18 protein-coding genes are annotated in these 15,463 nt (G+C 64.2%); all 18 read right to left on the minus strand.

The window, feature by feature from the left end:
• Window positions 1-62: 62 nt before the first annotated feature.
• On the minus strand, window positions 63-824 hold the full coding sequence (locus OQE56_RS07700) for an N-acetylmuramoyl-L-alanine amidase (RefSeq protein ID WP_267223115.1): 762 nt from the start codon (window positions 822-824) through the stop codon (window positions 63-65).
• A 94-nt stretch (window positions 825-918) separates the two neighbouring features.
• The gene (efpL, locus tag OQE56_RS07705; protein WP_267223116.1) at window positions 919-1,482 is read right to left on the minus strand and encodes an elongation factor P-like protein EfpL; all 564 of its coding nucleotides are present in this window, start codon (window positions 1,480-1,482) and stop codon (window positions 919-921) included.
• A gap of 113 nt (window positions 1,483-1,595) precedes the next feature.
• Entirely contained in the window at window positions 1,596-2,357 is a 762-nt protein-coding gene (locus OQE56_RS07710) for an SDR family NAD(P)-dependent oxidoreductase (RefSeq protein ID WP_267223118.1), read from the minus strand.
• 114 nt (window positions 2,358-2,471) lie between these two features.
• The gene (locus tag OQE56_RS07715; RefSeq protein WP_267223120.1) at window positions 2,472-3,047 is read right to left on the minus strand and encodes a GNAT family N-acetyltransferase; all 576 of its coding nucleotides are present in this window, start codon (window positions 3,045-3,047) and stop codon (window positions 2,472-2,474) included.
• Window positions 3,044-3,511 (minus strand): GNAT family N-acetyltransferase, encoded by a 468-nt coding sequence (locus OQE56_RS07720; protein WP_267223122.1) that lies wholly within the window; start codon window positions 3,509-3,511, stop codon window positions 3,044-3,046. Before OQE56_RS07720 ends, OQE56_RS07715 begins: the two co-directional genes overlap by 4 nt.
• Entirely contained in the window at window positions 3,505-4,104 is a 600-nt protein-coding gene (locus OQE56_RS07725) for a YdeI/OmpD-associated family protein (RefSeq protein WP_267223124.1), read from the minus strand. The genes OQE56_RS07720 and OQE56_RS07725 overlap by 7 nt, the downstream gene beginning before the upstream one ends.
• Window positions 4,105-4,114: 10 nt before the next feature.
• Window positions 4,115-4,600 carry a GNAT family N-acetyltransferase gene (locus OQE56_RS07730; RefSeq protein WP_267223125.1) on the minus strand — a complete coding sequence of 162 codons (486 nt, stop codon included), beginning with the start codon at window positions 4,598-4,600 and terminating at the stop codon, window positions 4,115-4,117.
• The gene (locus tag OQE56_RS07735; protein WP_267223409.1) at window positions 4,597-5,844 is read right to left on the minus strand and encodes a metal-dependent hydrolase family protein; all 1,248 of its coding nucleotides are present in this window, start codon (window positions 5,842-5,844) and stop codon (window positions 4,597-4,599) included. Before OQE56_RS07735 ends, OQE56_RS07730 begins: the two co-directional genes overlap by 4 nt.
• Before the next feature lie 142 nt (window positions 5,845-5,986).
• Window positions 5,987-6,352, minus strand: a complete 366-nt coding sequence (locus OQE56_RS07740; protein WP_267223128.1) for a hypothetical protein — start codon at window positions 6,350-6,352, stop codon at window positions 5,987-5,989.
• A gap of 27 nt (window positions 6,353-6,379) precedes the next feature.
• Window positions 6,380-7,141 (minus strand): LytR/AlgR family response regulator transcription factor, encoded by a 762-nt coding sequence (locus tag OQE56_RS07745; RefSeq protein WP_425601605.1) that lies wholly within the window; start codon window positions 7,139-7,141, stop codon window positions 6,380-6,382.
• Window positions 7,138-8,445, minus strand: coding sequence for a histidine kinase (locus OQE56_RS07750; protein WP_267223130.1), 1,308 nt, complete (start codon window positions 8,443-8,445; stop codon window positions 7,138-7,140). The genes OQE56_RS07745 and OQE56_RS07750 overlap by 4 nt, the downstream gene beginning before the upstream one ends.
• A gap of 97 nt (window positions 8,446-8,542) precedes the next feature.
• On the minus strand, window positions 8,543-9,166 hold the full coding sequence (locus OQE56_RS07755) for a GIY-YIG nuclease family protein (RefSeq protein ID WP_267223132.1): 624 nt from the start codon (window positions 9,164-9,166) through the stop codon (window positions 8,543-8,545).
• Window positions 9,167-9,260: 94 nt separating this feature from the next.
• The gene (locus OQE56_RS07760) at window positions 9,261-10,163 is read right to left on the minus strand and encodes a hydroxymethylglutaryl-CoA lyase (protein WP_267223413.1); all 903 of its coding nucleotides are present in this window, start codon (window positions 10,161-10,163) and stop codon (window positions 9,261-9,263) included.
• 191 nt (window positions 10,164-10,354) lie between these two features.
• Window positions 10,355-12,352, minus strand: a complete 1,998-nt coding sequence (locus tag OQE56_RS07765; protein ID WP_267223133.1) for an acetyl/propionyl/methylcrotonyl-CoA carboxylase subunit alpha — start codon at window positions 12,350-12,352, stop codon at window positions 10,355-10,357.
• Window positions 12,353-12,456: 104 nt separating this feature from the next.
• Window positions 12,457-12,975, minus strand: a complete 519-nt coding sequence (locus tag OQE56_RS07770; RefSeq protein WP_267223135.1) for a cupin domain-containing protein — start codon at window positions 12,973-12,975, stop codon at window positions 12,457-12,459.
• A gap of 91 nt (window positions 12,976-13,066) precedes the next feature.
• Window positions 13,067-13,459: a VOC family protein gene (locus OQE56_RS07775; protein ID WP_267223137.1), complete on the minus strand. Its 393-nt coding sequence runs from the start codon at window positions 13,457-13,459 to the stop codon at window positions 13,067-13,069.
• A gap of 52 nt (window positions 13,460-13,511) precedes the next feature.
• Complete coding sequence (locus OQE56_RS07780) at window positions 13,512-14,306, minus strand: enoyl-CoA hydratase-related protein (protein ID WP_267223139.1); 795 nt, start codon at window positions 14,304-14,306, stop codon at window positions 13,512-13,514.
• 43 nt (window positions 14,307-14,349) lie between these two features.
• Window positions 14,350-15,309, minus strand: a complete 960-nt coding sequence (locus tag OQE56_RS07785) for an MBL fold metallo-hydrolase (protein WP_267223141.1) — start codon at window positions 15,307-15,309, stop codon at window positions 14,350-14,352.
• Window positions 15,310-15,463: the final 154 nt, after the last annotated feature.

Here is a 15,463-nt window from a genome sequence, read left to right on the forward strand (position 1 = left end):
CTCCTAAACGATAGAGCGATTTTGCCTTAATGCGCCTGAAGCAAACGCGACGATCAGTGTCGTCAGCCGCCCGGTGCTCCGAGCTGGCGGCTGAGTGCGTACAGCACGCGCAAGTCTTGCGCGTCCAGCGTGTCGCCGTCCATGCCGCGGAAGTGATGGTGGAACGACTTCACCGTGGACGGACGGTCATCCAGCGGATAGCCGATCAGCCCCAGCGCCGCCCATGGGTCAAAGTCCGGCGGCGGATCGGCCAGGGGGCCCTTTGGCCAAAGTCCGAAACCTGCCTGGGCCAGTTGTTGCCACGGGAAGCGCGGGCCGGGGTCGTCCTTGCGGCCAGGGGCCAGGTCCTCGTGGCCGATGATCTGCGTGCGGGGAATGCGAAGCCGGTCGGTGAGATCGGCCAGCAGGCGCAGCAGACTGTCGATCTGTACCTGGGTGAACGGCGAATCGCCGTCGTTATCCAGCTCGATGCCGATGGAGGCGGAATTGACGTCAGTGATGGTGCCCCAGCGTCCGGCACCCGCGTGCCACGCGCGCATGTCGTCGGCCACCAACTGATAGATGCGGCCGTCGTTGCCGATCAGATAATGCGAACTTACCGGCCCGCCGCTATTGGCGGTGCTCAGGGTGTGCAGTGCTTGGGCGGCCGAGTGCTCGTTGGTGAAGTGCAGCACGATCAACACGGGGCGGCGCGCGTCGTAGTTCGGCGAGGGTACCCATTGAGCGATGGGGTTACGCACCGGCGCCGGTGCGCAGCCAGCGAGCGCCAGCAGGCTCAGTGCCAGGCAAGGCAGCAGCACGCGTCGAGTGGAGGTCGATGGCATGGCTTTATGTTGGAGCCGAAGAGAGAGGAGTTAGAAGTGAGAAGTGAGAGAAGAGCATGCAGCTCTCTCTCACTCCTCTTCACTCACTCCTAGATCAAGCGCGGCCGGCGAACTCGCCCGTCAGCGTATTCACCCACACCTTCTCTTCGTTGGTGATGTACTCGGGCACCTGAATTTCGATACCGGTATTGAGCTTGGCGGGCTTGGTACGCTTGGTGGCGCTGGCGCCCTTGAGCTCGGGTGCGGTGTCGACCACGGTAAGCGTGACGCTGGTCGGCACCTGCAGGCCCACCGGTGCATCGTCGATCAGCTGCACGTAGTAGCCCTCGGTGCCTTCCACGATGTAGCCGGCGTTGTCGCCGACCAGCTCCGGCGACAGCATGTACTGGGTGTAGTCCTCGTTATCCATGAACACGAACGCATCGCCGTCCATGTACGAGAAATTCACCTCGCGGCGCACCAGGTCCATTTCCTTGAGATCGTCGTCGGCACGCAGGCTCAGGTCGAACTTGCGGCCACCCGGGATCGAATACATGGTGAAGCGGAAGGTGACGTTGCCGCCACGCGCGGTCGGCGAGCTGCGCTCGATATCGCGCACCTGATACACGTTGCCTTCGTGTTCGACCACGTTGCCTTTCTTGACGTCGGAAGCTTTCATAAGGGCCAGAATGAGTTGAGAGCGAGAAGTGAGTTAAGAGGAGTGAGAAGTGAGAGAGAGCAAGGTGTGGGGAGTGCATCTCTCACTCCTCACTTCTCTCCACTATTTTTCTATCACTTGGGCTGCAAACGCACGGCGCCATCGAGGCGAATGGTTTCGCCGTTGATGTAGCGATTGCCAAGAATGAAGCCCACGGTGTTGGCGAATTCGTCCGGCTTGCCCAGGCGCGAGGGGAACGGAATCGAAGCCGACAGCGACTCCTGCACCTGCGGCGGCATGCCGTCCACCATCGGGGTCCAGAAGATGCCCGGTGCGATGGTTGCCACGCGGATGCCGAAGCGCGAAAGCTCGCGCGCCATCGGCAGCGTCATGCCGACCACGCCGCCCTTGGAGGCGGAATACGCCGCCTGGCCAATCTGGCCTTCGAAAGCAGCAACCGACGCGGTATTGATGATCACGCCGCGCTCGCCATCTTCGCCGGCTTCATTGGCCTGCATAAGGTTGGCGCCGGCCTTGGCCACGTTAAAGCTGCCCACCAGGTTCACCATCACGGTGGTGGCGAAGGTGTTGAGCGGCATCGGGCCATCCTTGCCCAGCATGCGGCCCGCGCCAAGGATGCCGGCGCAGTTCACCAACACATTGAGGCCACCCATGGCGTCGCGAGCGGCGGCAACATTGGCCGTTACGCCTTCCTCAGAGGTGACATCGGTACGGAAGAAGTGGCCACCCAGCGCCTTGGCGGCTTCCTGGCCCTTCTCTTCGTTGACGTCGAACAGGGCGACCTTGCCGCCGTTGGCGACCAGATACTGCGCGACAGCGTGGCCGAGACCGGAGGCGCCGCCGGTGATGATCGCCTTGACCTGATTGAGCTGCATGGGGATTCCTCGGAAAAGCCAAAACCCGAATGGTAGCCGAGGAGGGGGTGAGGCCGCGCGGGCTTGCCCTTTAGCCGTGCGATGTGTGCGGGCGCTCCCGCAGATGGTGGTCCGTCAGGCGTTTGCGCGCTGCAGCAACGCGGTCCACGCTGCCGTCTCACGCAGCCCGGCGAATGGCACCACTGGCCGGGGCGGGTTCTCCGGCGCCTGCAGTTCCAGCTGCCATACGCCCACGTCCCACCAGGCATCGAGCTTGTAACCCGAGCTACGCCACACGCCGGCCGGGGTGAAACCCATGGCTTCGTGCATCGCCACACTGCCGAGGCCAGGCAGCGTGATCACGCCGACGGCCTGGTTGATGCCCTGCAGGCGCATCGCATCGAGCAGCGTGTCGTACAGGCGGCGAGCGATACCGCGCCGGCGCGCGTCGACATGGACGTAGATCGACGTCTCGGCAATCCAGTCGTACGCAGCCCGCTCACGAAAGCGGCTGGCGTAAGCGTAGGCCAGCACGCGCCCGGCATCTTCCCAGACCAGCCACGGGTAGTGCTGTAGCCGCCCCTCGATGCGCTGGCGCATGGTATCGACACCGGGCAGCTCGGTTTCAAAGGTTTCCACCCCGTGCAGCACCGAGGGTGTGTAGATGTCATGGATGGCGGCGGCGTCGTCGGCGCGGGCGATGCGGATCATGCGAGCACTTTTTCCATGCAGATGCTGCGGGAGTTGGCGTGATGTTCGCCGAACGGCGGGCAGCGGCGATAGCCTGCGCGCTCATACAGCTCCAGCGCCTCGGTCTGTGCCGTACCCGTTTCCAGCCGGATCACCTTATCGCCGCGACGGCGCACCACGTTCTCCAGCGCTTCAAGCAATTGCTTGCCCAGCCCCAGTCCCCGGCAGGCCGGTAGCACGTACATGCGCTTTACCTCGACGTAATCGTCGTGACTCACACAGGCGCCACAGGCCACCGGCATGCCGTCGACGCGTGCCGTGAGAAAGGTCACATTGGGCTGTTTGAGTTCCTCCAACGGCACGGGCTGGATGTTGCCGGTGGGGTACAGCTCCGCCAGATAGCCGTCCAATTGCTGGATCAACGGGGTGACGTCAGGCGATGCCGGATCGTCGATCTCGAATTTCAATACAGGGGCTTTCAGCATGCTTCGTACTTCCAGTTGCGACGCTTGCCTTCGGCCAGCCATTCAAGTGTGGTGGCTAGGCGCTTCTGGCGTGTGGCGTCTGTCTTGGCTTCAGTAATCCATTCCACGTATTCGCGTTGCGCGCCGGGTGGAAAGCTCTCATAAGTCTTGCGCGCAGCGGTGTGCTTCTTCATGGCGAGCATGGCGGTAAGGTCGTCAGGTGTTACGGGCGCAGGTTTGGCGGCTTTGGGACGCTTCACTTTCACGCCGGCTTCGTTGAGCGCCATGGCCTTGCGGATCAGCGCCGTCAGCGTCTTCTTCGGTGGGAGATCTTTCAGTGAGGTGAGTTTGCCGAACTGGCCCATGCCTTCTTCTGCGCTGTCTCCGAACACGTCTTTGTGCAGCCAGAAGCCGAACGCGCAGTGTTGCCTGAAGGCCGCCATATTGCACAGCGGCGCCCCCTGGTAACTGAAGAACGGCATGCTCCACTTCACGCCTTCCTCCACCTCGGGGCAAGCCGTATGCACCACCTCGCGCAGATGCTGCAGGATGGGTTGGGCGAACGGTGCGGCCTTGGCGATATAGGCGTCGATGCGCGGGTCGTGAGAGGTCATGGCGGCACTCCTACAGTTCGCGAATAAAGTACTGATCGCAACTGAAATGGCCCGTGCCGCCCATGGGGCATGCCAGCGTCGTGAAGCCGTGGCGGCGATAGAGCGCTTGGGCGGCGTCCATGCCAGTCAGTGTTTCAAGGTAGCAGCGGCGAAAACCTTGCGCGCGGGCTGCGTCGAGGCAGCGTTGCATCATCGCGCTGCCGGCGCCGATGCCGCGGGCGGCCGGCAGAAAGTACATTTTCCGCAGTTCGCAGACATGGGCATCGCCGCCTTCCAGTGGAGCGATGCCGCCACCGCCCAGCACCACGCCATCACGCTCGACGACGAAATAGGCGCTGCGCGGACGCGCGTAGGCCTCATACATTGTGTCCACCTCGGCATCGTGGATGGCGAAGCCGGGGCCGTCCGCGCCGAACTCGGGCATCACCGAGCGGATGATGTTGGCGACGGCGGCATTGTCGCGTGCTTCGATGGGCCTGATATGAAAGTCGGTCATGGCGTCGTTTGCGGCGTGCGGTAGATAACGCCGTCCTTCATCACGAAGACGGCATGCTGGAGATCGTCGATGTGTGTGCTGGGATCGCCATTGAACGCGGCGAGGTCGGCGCGTAGCCCGGGCGTGATGCGCCCAAAGGTTTGCTGTTGGCGCAGGATGCGTGCGGCCACATCGGTGGCGGCATGCAGCGCCTGCGTTGGCGTCATGCCATCGCGCACCATGTTGGCCGGCTCGCGCCAGTTGTCGCCGTGGGTGAATACGCCTACGTCGCTACCGTTTCCAATCATCACGCCAAGCTTGAGCGCCGTGCGGAACGCGCGTTCCGCATCGCGCATGCGCGGCGTCGGTTCGCTTTGCCCCGGCACGTAATGGTCGAAGTACTGCGCGGTCGATTCGACCGCGGTAAGCGTCGGCTCATAGGCCACGCCGCGCTGCTTGAGCATCTTGAACGTGGCTTCGCTGGCGCCATAACCGTGTTCAATGCTGTCCACGCCGGCCTCCACAGCGAGACGCACGCCAGCGTCACTGGCCGCGTGTGCTGCTACCGGGCGGCCCGAAAGATGGGCGGTATCGACGATGGCCTTCATCTCCGCCAGCGACAGCGTGGGTTGCGTGCTGCCGTCGGCGCCAACGCGATAGTCGGCGTAGAGCTTGATCCAATCCGCACCGTGTCCGGCTTGCTCGCGCGTCGCGCGGATGGCTGCATCGACGCCGCTGACTTCCTGCGCGCCGCCAGGTAGTTCCATGTCAGAACGAAAGCCGCGCGGACCCGGACCATAGCTGGCAGTCGCCACGATGGCGCGTGTCGCTATGAACATGCGCGGCCCAGGGATCATGCCTTCGTCAATGGCGCGTTTGATCGAGACATCGGCGTAGCCTGCGCCCTCGGTACCGAGATCGCGCAGCGTGGTGAAACCGGCCAGCAGGGTGGCACGCGCGTGCGCGGCGGCCTCGAGCGTTCGGTAGTCCTGCGGCTCCTTCAGCACCTGATCGTTCCACAACGTTTCGTTGTAAGGGTGCAGGAAGACGTGGGAGTGCAGGTCGATCAGACCCGGCGTCAGCGTCGTGCCCGGGAGATCGATCCGCTGCACCCCGGCAGGCGCGTGGAGGGTGTTCAGCGGGCCCGCCGCAGCGATGGCGCCATCGTGGATCAGCACGGCCCAGCCGGTATGGGCTGCGTCGCCTTCAGCCGTCCATATGCGTTCGGGAACCAACAGGATGTCGCCGCGCGTAGCGGAGGCCATCGCCGCCGAGGTGCCAGTCAGCAGCAGGGCTGCCAGTACACCCATACCAACCTTCCAACGATTCCACCGCATCGGCGCCTCCCACCCTTCAGACGTCCGATTCTAGCGACGTACGCCCCTGGGAGGGGAAGCTCACTTTTTCCTATGGCGAAGCACTGGCGATCTGCTGCGCGCATTCACCGGCGGCCGCCGGGCTGGCCGTCACGCAGCTGGCGAAGTCGGTTGGCAGGTCGGTGACCAACAGCGATTTGCCCTCTCGCATGCTGAAGCTGCTGAGTGGCGGTTTGCAGTCGCCGCCACTGGCGGCGCAGCGCCTGGGTAGCACGGTGTAGTGACACACACCGCTCTTGCTGCGCAGGCAGCGGAAGGTGGCCATAGGCCCATCGATCTGGACCTGGCTGTCGATCACGTTTTCGCCGTTGACGACAGCATGCGTCACGACGGTGTGCCCGCGCTCATATCCAGTGAGGGCCAATAGCATGTAGAAAAGCAGGATCAACGTGTCCATGATGACCTCTTGTAAAGTGCGTAGGGCTTACATGTTTCGGAACAGAGCCATGAAGGGCTGGCTCACCACCAGCGTTTCCGGGCGCTGCTTCAGGCGCAGCGTGCCCTTGCCGGTGTCGTCGCGAACGATGGATGCCACAGCTTTGAGATTGACGATGGTGGATCGATGGATTTGCTTGAATGTCGCAGGGTCGAGCAGGCCGGCCAGCTCGCGGATGGGGGTGCGAAGCAGTGCTTCGCCATCGGCGGTCATGGCGACGGTGTACTTGTTGTCGGCGCGAAAATAGGCCACGTCGTCCACCATGATCAGTCGCGTCTCGCGGCCGTTGCTGGCGGTGATCCAGGTGAGCGGTTGCACACCCGGCGCACCTTGACCTGACAGTTGCCGCAAGAGCGCGGTCAAGGTGGCTGCGTCCGTTGGATGACTGCCGCGTGCCTTCAGCCGTTGCACCGTGGCGTCAAGGCGCGAGCGGGCGATGGGCTTGAGCAGGTAGTCCACGGCGCCACGCTCGAAAGCGTCCACCGCGTACTGGTCGTAGGCCGTGGTGAAAACGACTTGTGTGTTGGGGCTGGCTTCGGTCGTGGCCGCTGCGACTTCCAGGCCGCTGAGGCCAGGCATGCGGATATCAAGAAACGCGATGTCCGGCTGGTGCATGTCAATGGCTTCCAGTGCGCTGGCGCCGTCTTCGCATTCGGCCAGGATCTCCAGCTCAGGCCACGCCTGCGCAAGCAGCTCACGCAGGGCGGTACGCAGCAGCGCTTCGTCTTCGGCAAGGATGGCAGTGGTCACGGCGATGCCTCCGTGCGGCCGTTGTCGGCGACACGCGCCGGAACGGTGATGGTGCTGGCCACGCCTTCGGGGGCATTGCTCACCACCGAGAGCGACGCATCGGTGCCGTAGATGAGCCGCAGCCGTTCACGCACGTTCTTCAGGCCGATACCGGTGCCCGCGGTGGCGGTGCTGAAGCCCACCCCATCATCGGCCACCGTGACGGCGACTGCACCATCGTCGCGGCGGGCCAGTATCCATACCGTGCCGCCGCCGGGCTTGGGTTCCAACCCGTGTTTGATGGCGTTTTCGACCAGGGTCTGCAGCATCATCGGTGGCAGCGAGATGGGGCGTAGGTCGTCCGGCACATCGATTTGCAACGCAAGCCGCTGGCCCATGCGCAGCTTCATGATCTCCAGATAGGCGCGGGTGCGTTCCAGTTCGTCGCCCAGCGTCGACAGCGCGTCTTCGGTCAAAGGCAGGGAGTGGCGCAGGTAGTGGATAAGATGCCCCAGCATCTGATCTGCCCGCGGCGGATCGGTGCGTGCGAGGTATTGCGCGCTGGCCAGCGTGTTGTAGAGAAAGTGCGGCTCGACCTGTGCATGCAACAGATTCAGCCGCGCCACCGTGCGTTCTTTCTCGCTCTCGGACTGTTTGGCGCGCGAGGCTTCGTCGCGGCGCTTTTCGGCAATGCGCCGCGAGATGGCACGCGTAATGGCTTCGGCGTTCTCCAGGTTGGTGCCTTCATCCACGCGGAACCAGTCGCTCCAGGCGGCGGCTTCCGGTTCGCAGATCAGCGTGACACTGCTGGCGCCGTCGCCCGGCGTCACGGTGGCGTAGATCTGGTTGCGCAGATGGCCAAACCAGGTGGATGGGTCCAGCCGCCCGAGCGGGCTGCGGCCGTAGGGTAGGGGGCGTTCCACCTTGGCGCGGATCTGCAGACTGTCGCGGGCGCTTTCGATATCTTCGGTGCGCGGCAGCTCGCGGATGGCCGCGTCGAGCAGGTCGAAGGTTTCGTCGGCCTCGAAAGGCACTTCCACGCGCCGGCGCTGACGGTTGCCCAGTGTGTCGGTATCCATATGCTCGGCGATGAGCCTGACGCGGCGCATATGAGAGACCGCGCTGGTGATCACCAGTAGCAGGGTGAGCGCCACCAGCAACACCGCCATGCCACCCGTGTCGTGATGACGGAAGGGCGCGCTGTTGGTGATCAGCAAGGCCGCGAACAGCAAGGCGAGAAACCATGCCACGACCAGTCGGAAAACAAAGAGCAGGCTCTTGATCACGTCGGAACGCCGGTGGCTGAAGAGGACGGATCGGAGCATACCCAGCGTTGGCGCCGCTGGCCGCTGTTTTTCGACAGATTGGGGATAACGGCGACGAAAGGCCCCCTGGCAGGGATGAAAAGTGGCCGGGGCGCGATCAAACCGGGTAGAGCGAGCGATGCGGGCCGTAGCGGTACCACGCCTGCACGGAGGCGGGCAGCAACCGCGCGAGCGGAAGGGCCAGGCAGTCGCACAGGTTCAGCGTGTCCAGCAGGGCTTGTTCGGTGGGACCCGATTGGCCGAGATACAAGCGCTCCGCCTGGGCCTGGCCAAGCATCCGTTCGCTCCAGTCATACAGAGCGTCGGCACGCTGCATCAGCTGCGCCGCAAGCCAGGGCCGCAGCGGCTCGTGCAGTGTCAGGCCCTCGCGCTGGGCGAGTTGATGAGCCAGGGGCGTCACTTCGCCAGCAATGCCGCGATACCACTCGGTGTGTCCCGCCGCTGCCATGGGCACCGCAAGGGGCGCGGGCGCGCTGTGTTCGGCCCAGGTGGTGAGAAACAGGCGTTCGACGCGACGCGCCTGTGAGACGCGATCAACCTCGATCAGCAAACCGCGGTCCAGATCGAAGAACTCGAAGAAGCGCCGATGCAAGGTGCGGAAGCGCTGTAGCGGCTCGCGCGAAAAGCCGATCTTCAGCAGATCCTCGTCTCGGCAGGGCAGCACATAGACGTAGGCGCTGCCACGGGCGGCGAACCGCGGTTCGGTGAAGTCCTCATCCATGATGGCGTATGAGGGGCCGCATGACGTCGCAACGTATCCAGGAGAAAGGCGCCAGCATGCGCCTCACCCGTCTCATCAGCGCAGACGCGCCGCGCTACGCCGTTGCCGTACGCGCCTTGGTCACACGGCTGGCCGTTTCCTTGTGCAGCTGCGCCGCAAGCCACGCGCCGGTGGCGATGAGAATGTCCAGATCGATGCCCGTGTGCATGCCCATGCCATGCAGCATGTACACCACATCTTCACTGGCGACGTTGCCGGTGGCGCCCTTCGCATAGGGGCATCCGCCGGTACCGGAGACGGCGCTGTCCACCACGCGCACGCCTTCTTCAAGGCAGGCGAGGATGTTGGCCAATGCCTGGCCGTAGGTGTCGTGGAAATGCACAGCCAGCGCGGCCATGGGCACTTCCTGTGCCACCGCGTGCAACATCGCGCGCGCTTTCGCCGGGGTGCCGACACCGATGGTGTCGCCCAGCGAAATCTCGTAGCAGCCAAGTTCGTGCAGACGACGTGCGACACGCACCACATCACTCACCGCCACCTCGCCCTGATACGGGCAGCCGAGTACGGTGGAGACATAGCCGCGCACTTTCACGCCATCGGCGTTGGCGCGTGCCATGACGGGCATGAAGCGTTCGATCGACTCGTCGATCGAGGCATTGATGTTCTTGCGGTTGAACGCTTCGGAAGCGGCGGTGAAGACGGCAATTTCGCTCACACCCACCGCGCGCGCGCGTTCGTAGCCTTGCTCGTTGGGTACCAACACCGGATAACTCACGCCGGGTACCTTGCGAATGCCCTGGTAGACCTCGGCGGCGTCAGCCATCTGCGGCACCCACTTGGGGCTGACGAAGCTGGTGGCTTCGACGGTCTGCAGGCCAGTGCTGGAGAGACGATCGATCAACGCGATCTTCACGTCCGTCGGAAGCAGGGTCTTTTCATTCTGCAGGCCGTCGCGGGCGCCGACTTCTACGATGCGGACATGGTTGCTGGCGTTCATAGCGTTGAGCATAGCGCGTTCATGTGGTTCGGGGCGGAGGTCGGGCCGCTACGAGGGCTTGGATCGTCACCCTTGCGACGGAGTGACAAGCGCAAAGCGCCCGTAGGGCGGCCCCAAAGCGGCAATCGTAGCGAGTTCATCCGGTGACTTTGCTTTGCGGCTTGATTTGGCAGCCTCTCAGCTCGACAAATTCAATCCGCAAAGCGCACAAGCACGGCGTCCGCCTCGACGAAATCACCTTGTGCGGCGCTGACGCTGGCGATGGTGCCGGCGCGCGGCGCCTTCAAAGCCAGCTCCATTTTCATGGCTTCCATCACCAGCAGCTCCTGGCCTTCTTCCACGGCATCGCCGGCATTCGCCTTGACCAGCACGATGCGGCCAGGCATGGGCGCCACGATCTGGTTGCCGCCGCCACCTTCCTTCGATTGCCAGGCAAATGCAGCGGCCCGTTCAAAGGTATGGCGGTGGCCAGCGGCGTCGTGCACGGTGACACGCGACCCATCGACGCGCGCCGGCAGGCGCAATGCTTCGTTATCAATGCGGGCGCTCAGCGCCAAGCCGTCGTGGCGCGCGCCACGCACATCGGCCGTTGCCTCGCCATGCTGCAGGCGGTAATCGCCATCATGGCCGTAGGCGTCGATTTCGTAGCGTTGCCCGTGCAGCGACAGGGCAATGATGCGCTTGCCGGCGTGGCCTACGCGCCATGCGTCGGCACGCGACCAAGGCGAGAACGGATCGGCGTGGTCGTGCGCCTTATTCGCCACGGCGGCTTCATCGTGCAACAACGCGGCGGCGGTGGCGGCAAATAGCACGCGGTCGTCAGGCTGCGCATCGCCCGCGAGGAATTCGTTGAGATGGCGGTCGAGATAGCCGGTGTCGATACGGCATTCGGTCACCACGGGATGACGCGCCAGCCGCTCGAGAAACGCGATATTGGATTTGGGGCCGACGATCTCGCTGGCCATCAGTGCATCGCGCAATCGCTGCAGTGCTTGCGGGCGATCCTGATCCCACACGATCAGCTTGGCGATCATCGGGTCGTAGAAGATCGTGACGGTGTCGCCTTCAATCACGCCGCCGTCGATGCGCACGTGACGCGACGGTGCCGGCAGGCGCAGCTTGAGCAGCTTGCCGGAGCCGGGCAGGAAGTTCTGGTCCGGATCTTCCGCATACAGGCGCACTTCGATGGCGTGGCCACGCGCGTGGATTTGCTCTTGCGCCAGCGGCAACGGTTCACCGTAAGCGATGCGCAGCTGCCATTCGACCAGATCGAGTCCGAGTGTTTCTTCGGTGACCGGGTGTTCAACCTGCAGGCGCGTGTTCATCTCCATGAAGAAGAACTCGCCGCTCTGGCCCACGATGAACTCAACGGTGCCCGCACCCACGTAGCTCACGGCCTTGGCGGCTGCTACAGCGGCGGCGCCCATCGCGGCGCGACGCGCTTCGTCTAGGAAAGGCGAGGGCGTTTCTTCCAGTACCTTCTGGTAGCGGCGCTGTGCGGAGCATTCGCGTTCGTTGAGGTGGATGACGTTGCCGTGGGTGTCGCCGAACACCTGGAACTCAATGTGGCGCGGATGCTCCACGTAACGTTCGAGGATCACGCGCGTGTCGCCAAACGCGCTGGCGGCTTCGCGCTGCGCCGAGGCCAGCGCATCGGCAAATTCGCCCTCGTTGCGCACGATGCGCATGCCCTTGCCACCACCACCTGCCGCTGCCTTGATCATCAGCGGGAAGCCGGTGCGGCGTGCCTGCTCGGCCAGCACCTCGGACGACTGGTCCGCGCCGTGATAGCCCGGCACCAGCGGTACCTCGTGCTGCTCCATCAGCGCCTTGGCGGCAGCCTTGGAACCCATGGCGTCGATACTTTCCGGGCGCGGGCCGATGAAGGCGATACCCGCATCGGTGCACGCACGCGCGAACGCGGTGTTCTCGGAAAGGAATCCGTAACCCGGATGGATCGCCTGCGCACCGCTCTTGCGCGCCACGTCCAGAATCGCGTCGCCGCGCAAGTACGATTCGGTGGGGCGGGGGCCGCCAATGGGCCATGCCTCATCCGCCAGCCGCACATGCTGGGCGTTGGCGTCAGCTTCCGAATACACGGCGATGGTGTGGATGCCGAGCCGGCGGCAGGTACGAATGACGCGGCAGGCGATCTCGCCACGGTTGGCAATGAGTACGCGCTCGAACATGCGGCTTCCGGGGATGATGCGAAGTTGCCAAACGTAGCAGATTGCTGCGCCGCAGCCGATGCGCGGCGCAGCATTTGGGGGTTGCGCCGCTGTATTAGCGAGGCTTATTCCTCATCCCAGTAACCGACCTGCATATCCGCGCGCGTGACCAGACGGAAGCCGCGCGGCGTGCCATCGGGCGCAGGCGGATACTCGGCCATGATGCCGACCTTGCCGCTGTCCGGGTATTCGCAAACCTCCGGCGACTCCTTGGTGCTCACGGCGAGGTAGCGCATCTCCGTGGTGCCGGTATTGATGATCTGGTGCGCCTTCTCCGGACCGCCGGGCGGGCAGGCAATCACGTCGCCTGCGCGAATCGGATAGCACTGGTCGCCCATACGCACTTCGCCATTGCCTTCGAGGATGAAAAACATTTCCTCGTTGATGCGATGGCAGTGGAGGGGAAAGGCGCGTTTGCCCGGCGGCACGGCCGTGATGTTGTAGCCGAGCTTCTTTGCACCGATCTGTGCGGAGAAACGCCCCATGCGCGCTTCAAAGCGGCTGGCGGTATCCCCGGTGGGCCCCATGCCCGGCGGGTAGGGCTGCACTTCGACGTCGGCGATGTTGATGATCGGATGGGTCATGGCGTGGCTTCCTTGGACGAGGTCTGCAGCAACCTTCGGTGCCTGAGACTCTGCGGGTGCTGAAAGACCTGGGATGGCTGTTACCGCGTTGTCACTCCGGCTGGTGACACACCGCTTCGATATTGTGCCCATCGGGGTCAAGCACGAAGGCACCGTAGTAGTGCTCGTGGTAATGCGGGCGAAGCCCCGGTGCGCCATGGTCCCTGGCGCCTGCATCGAGCGCAGCGCGATAGAACGCATCCACCGTGGCGCGGTTGCTGGCGGTAAAGGCCACATGCACGGTGCCATTGCCGTGACCGTGCTGCGACGTGCCGATCCAGAAGGTCGGCACGCCGTGGGTGCCGAAGCCGGCGTGTGCGCCGTCGCCGGTCTGTTCGGCGGTGACTTCCATCAGCAGGGCGCCGCCAAGCGGCGCCAGCACTTTGCGATAAAACTCGCGGCTGCGTTCGTAGCCGGAAACTTGCAACCCAACATGATCGAGCATGGCGTCATTCCCTGAATGGAGCAGTGCGGCGCCGAGTATGCAATGGCGAATGTCAGGCTGTCGTGCACCATGCGGGTGTGCGTTTGCCGAGAAAAGCGCCGAGGCCTTCCTGACCTTCGGGCGATACGCGCAGACGCGCGATCAGGGCGGCGTTTTCGCGATCGATGCGTTCGGCCCCGGCTTCGTCCGCGCCGGCCATGCGCAACGCCAGCTGCTTGGCCTCCGTCTGTGCGAGCGGGCCTGCTTTCGACAACAGATGCAGCGACGCCTGGACGGCGTCATCCAGCTGATCGGCAGCGACGCACTGGTGCAACAGGCCGATCTGCAACGCGGTCGTTGCATCGAACAGTTCGCCGGTAACGAACAGGCGCCGTGCATGGCGCAGCCCGATGGCGTTGATGACATACGGCGAGATCACCGCCGGGACCAGGCCCAGTTTCACTTCGGTAAGTCCAAAGCGTGCGCTGTCCACGCCGATGGCGATATCGCAGCACGCGACCAGACCGACGCCGCCGCCATAGGCCGCGCCATTGACGCGCGCAACGGTGGGCTTGGGCAGGTATTGCAGCGTGCGCATGAGCTTGGCAAGCCGCAAGGAATCGTCGCGGTTCGCCGCTTCGCTGGCGCTGGCCATGCCACGCATCCAGTTGAGATCGGCGCCGGCGGAAAAGCTGGCGCCTTCGCCAGTGAGTACCACGGCGCGAACGCTGGCCTCGGCGCCGGCCTGTTCCAGTGCGGCGGTCAGCTCCGCGATCAGTTCATCATCGAAGGCGTTGTGCACCTGCGGGCGATTCAGTGCGATGCGACGGACGCCGGCGTGATCGGTGATCTGGATGCTGCTGGTCATGGAGTGCTCCTGTCGAGGGGCGACATCTTAAAGCGGAAGCACTCTAATCCTTCGCCGGCAACACCAGAAACTCCGCCGCTTCGAGCGCCGAACCCTGCCAATGACCGGGCGCCACATCGCGCCACCATGGTTGCACCACGTCGATGCGCGCCGGTTCCACCGGTTCGCCCAGGCGTGGCATCAGCAGGCCTTCGGGTGCTTTTGCGAGCAGTACCTCCGCCGGTTCCGCCCACGGATGCATGGCAAGGTTGAAGGTGCCCCAGTGCACCGGCAACAAGCGTCCGCTGCCCAGCTGACGCCATGCGGTCAGAGCGTTGTCCGGCCCCAGGTGCACGCTGCCCCAGGAGGGATGAAACGCGCCGACTTCGATCATCACCAGATCGAACGGCCCGAGGCGCTGGCCGATCTCCGCAAAATGCGGCGAGAGGCCGGTGTCGCCGCTGAAGAACACGGCGCTGCGCTCGCCGCGCAAGACGAAGGAGGACCACAGCGTTGCGTTGCGATCGTGCAGGCTGCGGCCGGAGAAATGATGCGAGGGTGCTGCCGTCATGGTCAGGCCGCGCGGCAGAGTCACGCTTTCCCACCAGTCCAGTTCGGTGATGCGATCCGCCGGTACGCCCCACGCTTCCAGATGAACGCCCACGCCCAGCGAGGTGATGAACGGCACATCCAGCTTCGCCAGCGCCCGGATGGTCGGGTAGTCGAGGTGGTCGTAATGGTCGTGTGAAATCAGCACGGCATCGAGCGGTGGCAGGGCGGCGATATCCACCGGTACCGGCTGAAAGCGTTTGGGGCCGAGAAAGGAAAACGGTGAGGCGCGCGGACCCCATACGGGGTCGGTCAGCACGCGCACGCCGTCGATTTCGAGCAACACCGTCGAATGACCCAGCCAGGTGGCGCGAAGGCCGGTTTCCACCGGACGGGTCCAGGCGGGGCGCGGGTCGAGCGAGGGCAAGGGGCGCAACGGCGTGCGTCCTTCGCCGCCAAAGATGAAATCGGCCATGGATGGCCGCTGATCTTCCACGCGTGGGGCGCTGGAAGGGTAGGTGTTCACAAAGCTATCGCCGCGGTACTGCGCAGACGCCTGCATCCGTTCAAGCCGGAGCCCTGAGGCGTGTCGGGAAAACAAAGCCATGTCGACCTCACGAAGGTGTGTG

This window comes from Dyella silvae, assembly GCF_026421305.1.
Taxonomy (GTDB): domain Bacteria; phylum Pseudomonadota; class Gammaproteobacteria; order Xanthomonadales; family Rhodanobacteraceae; genus Dyella; species Dyella silvae.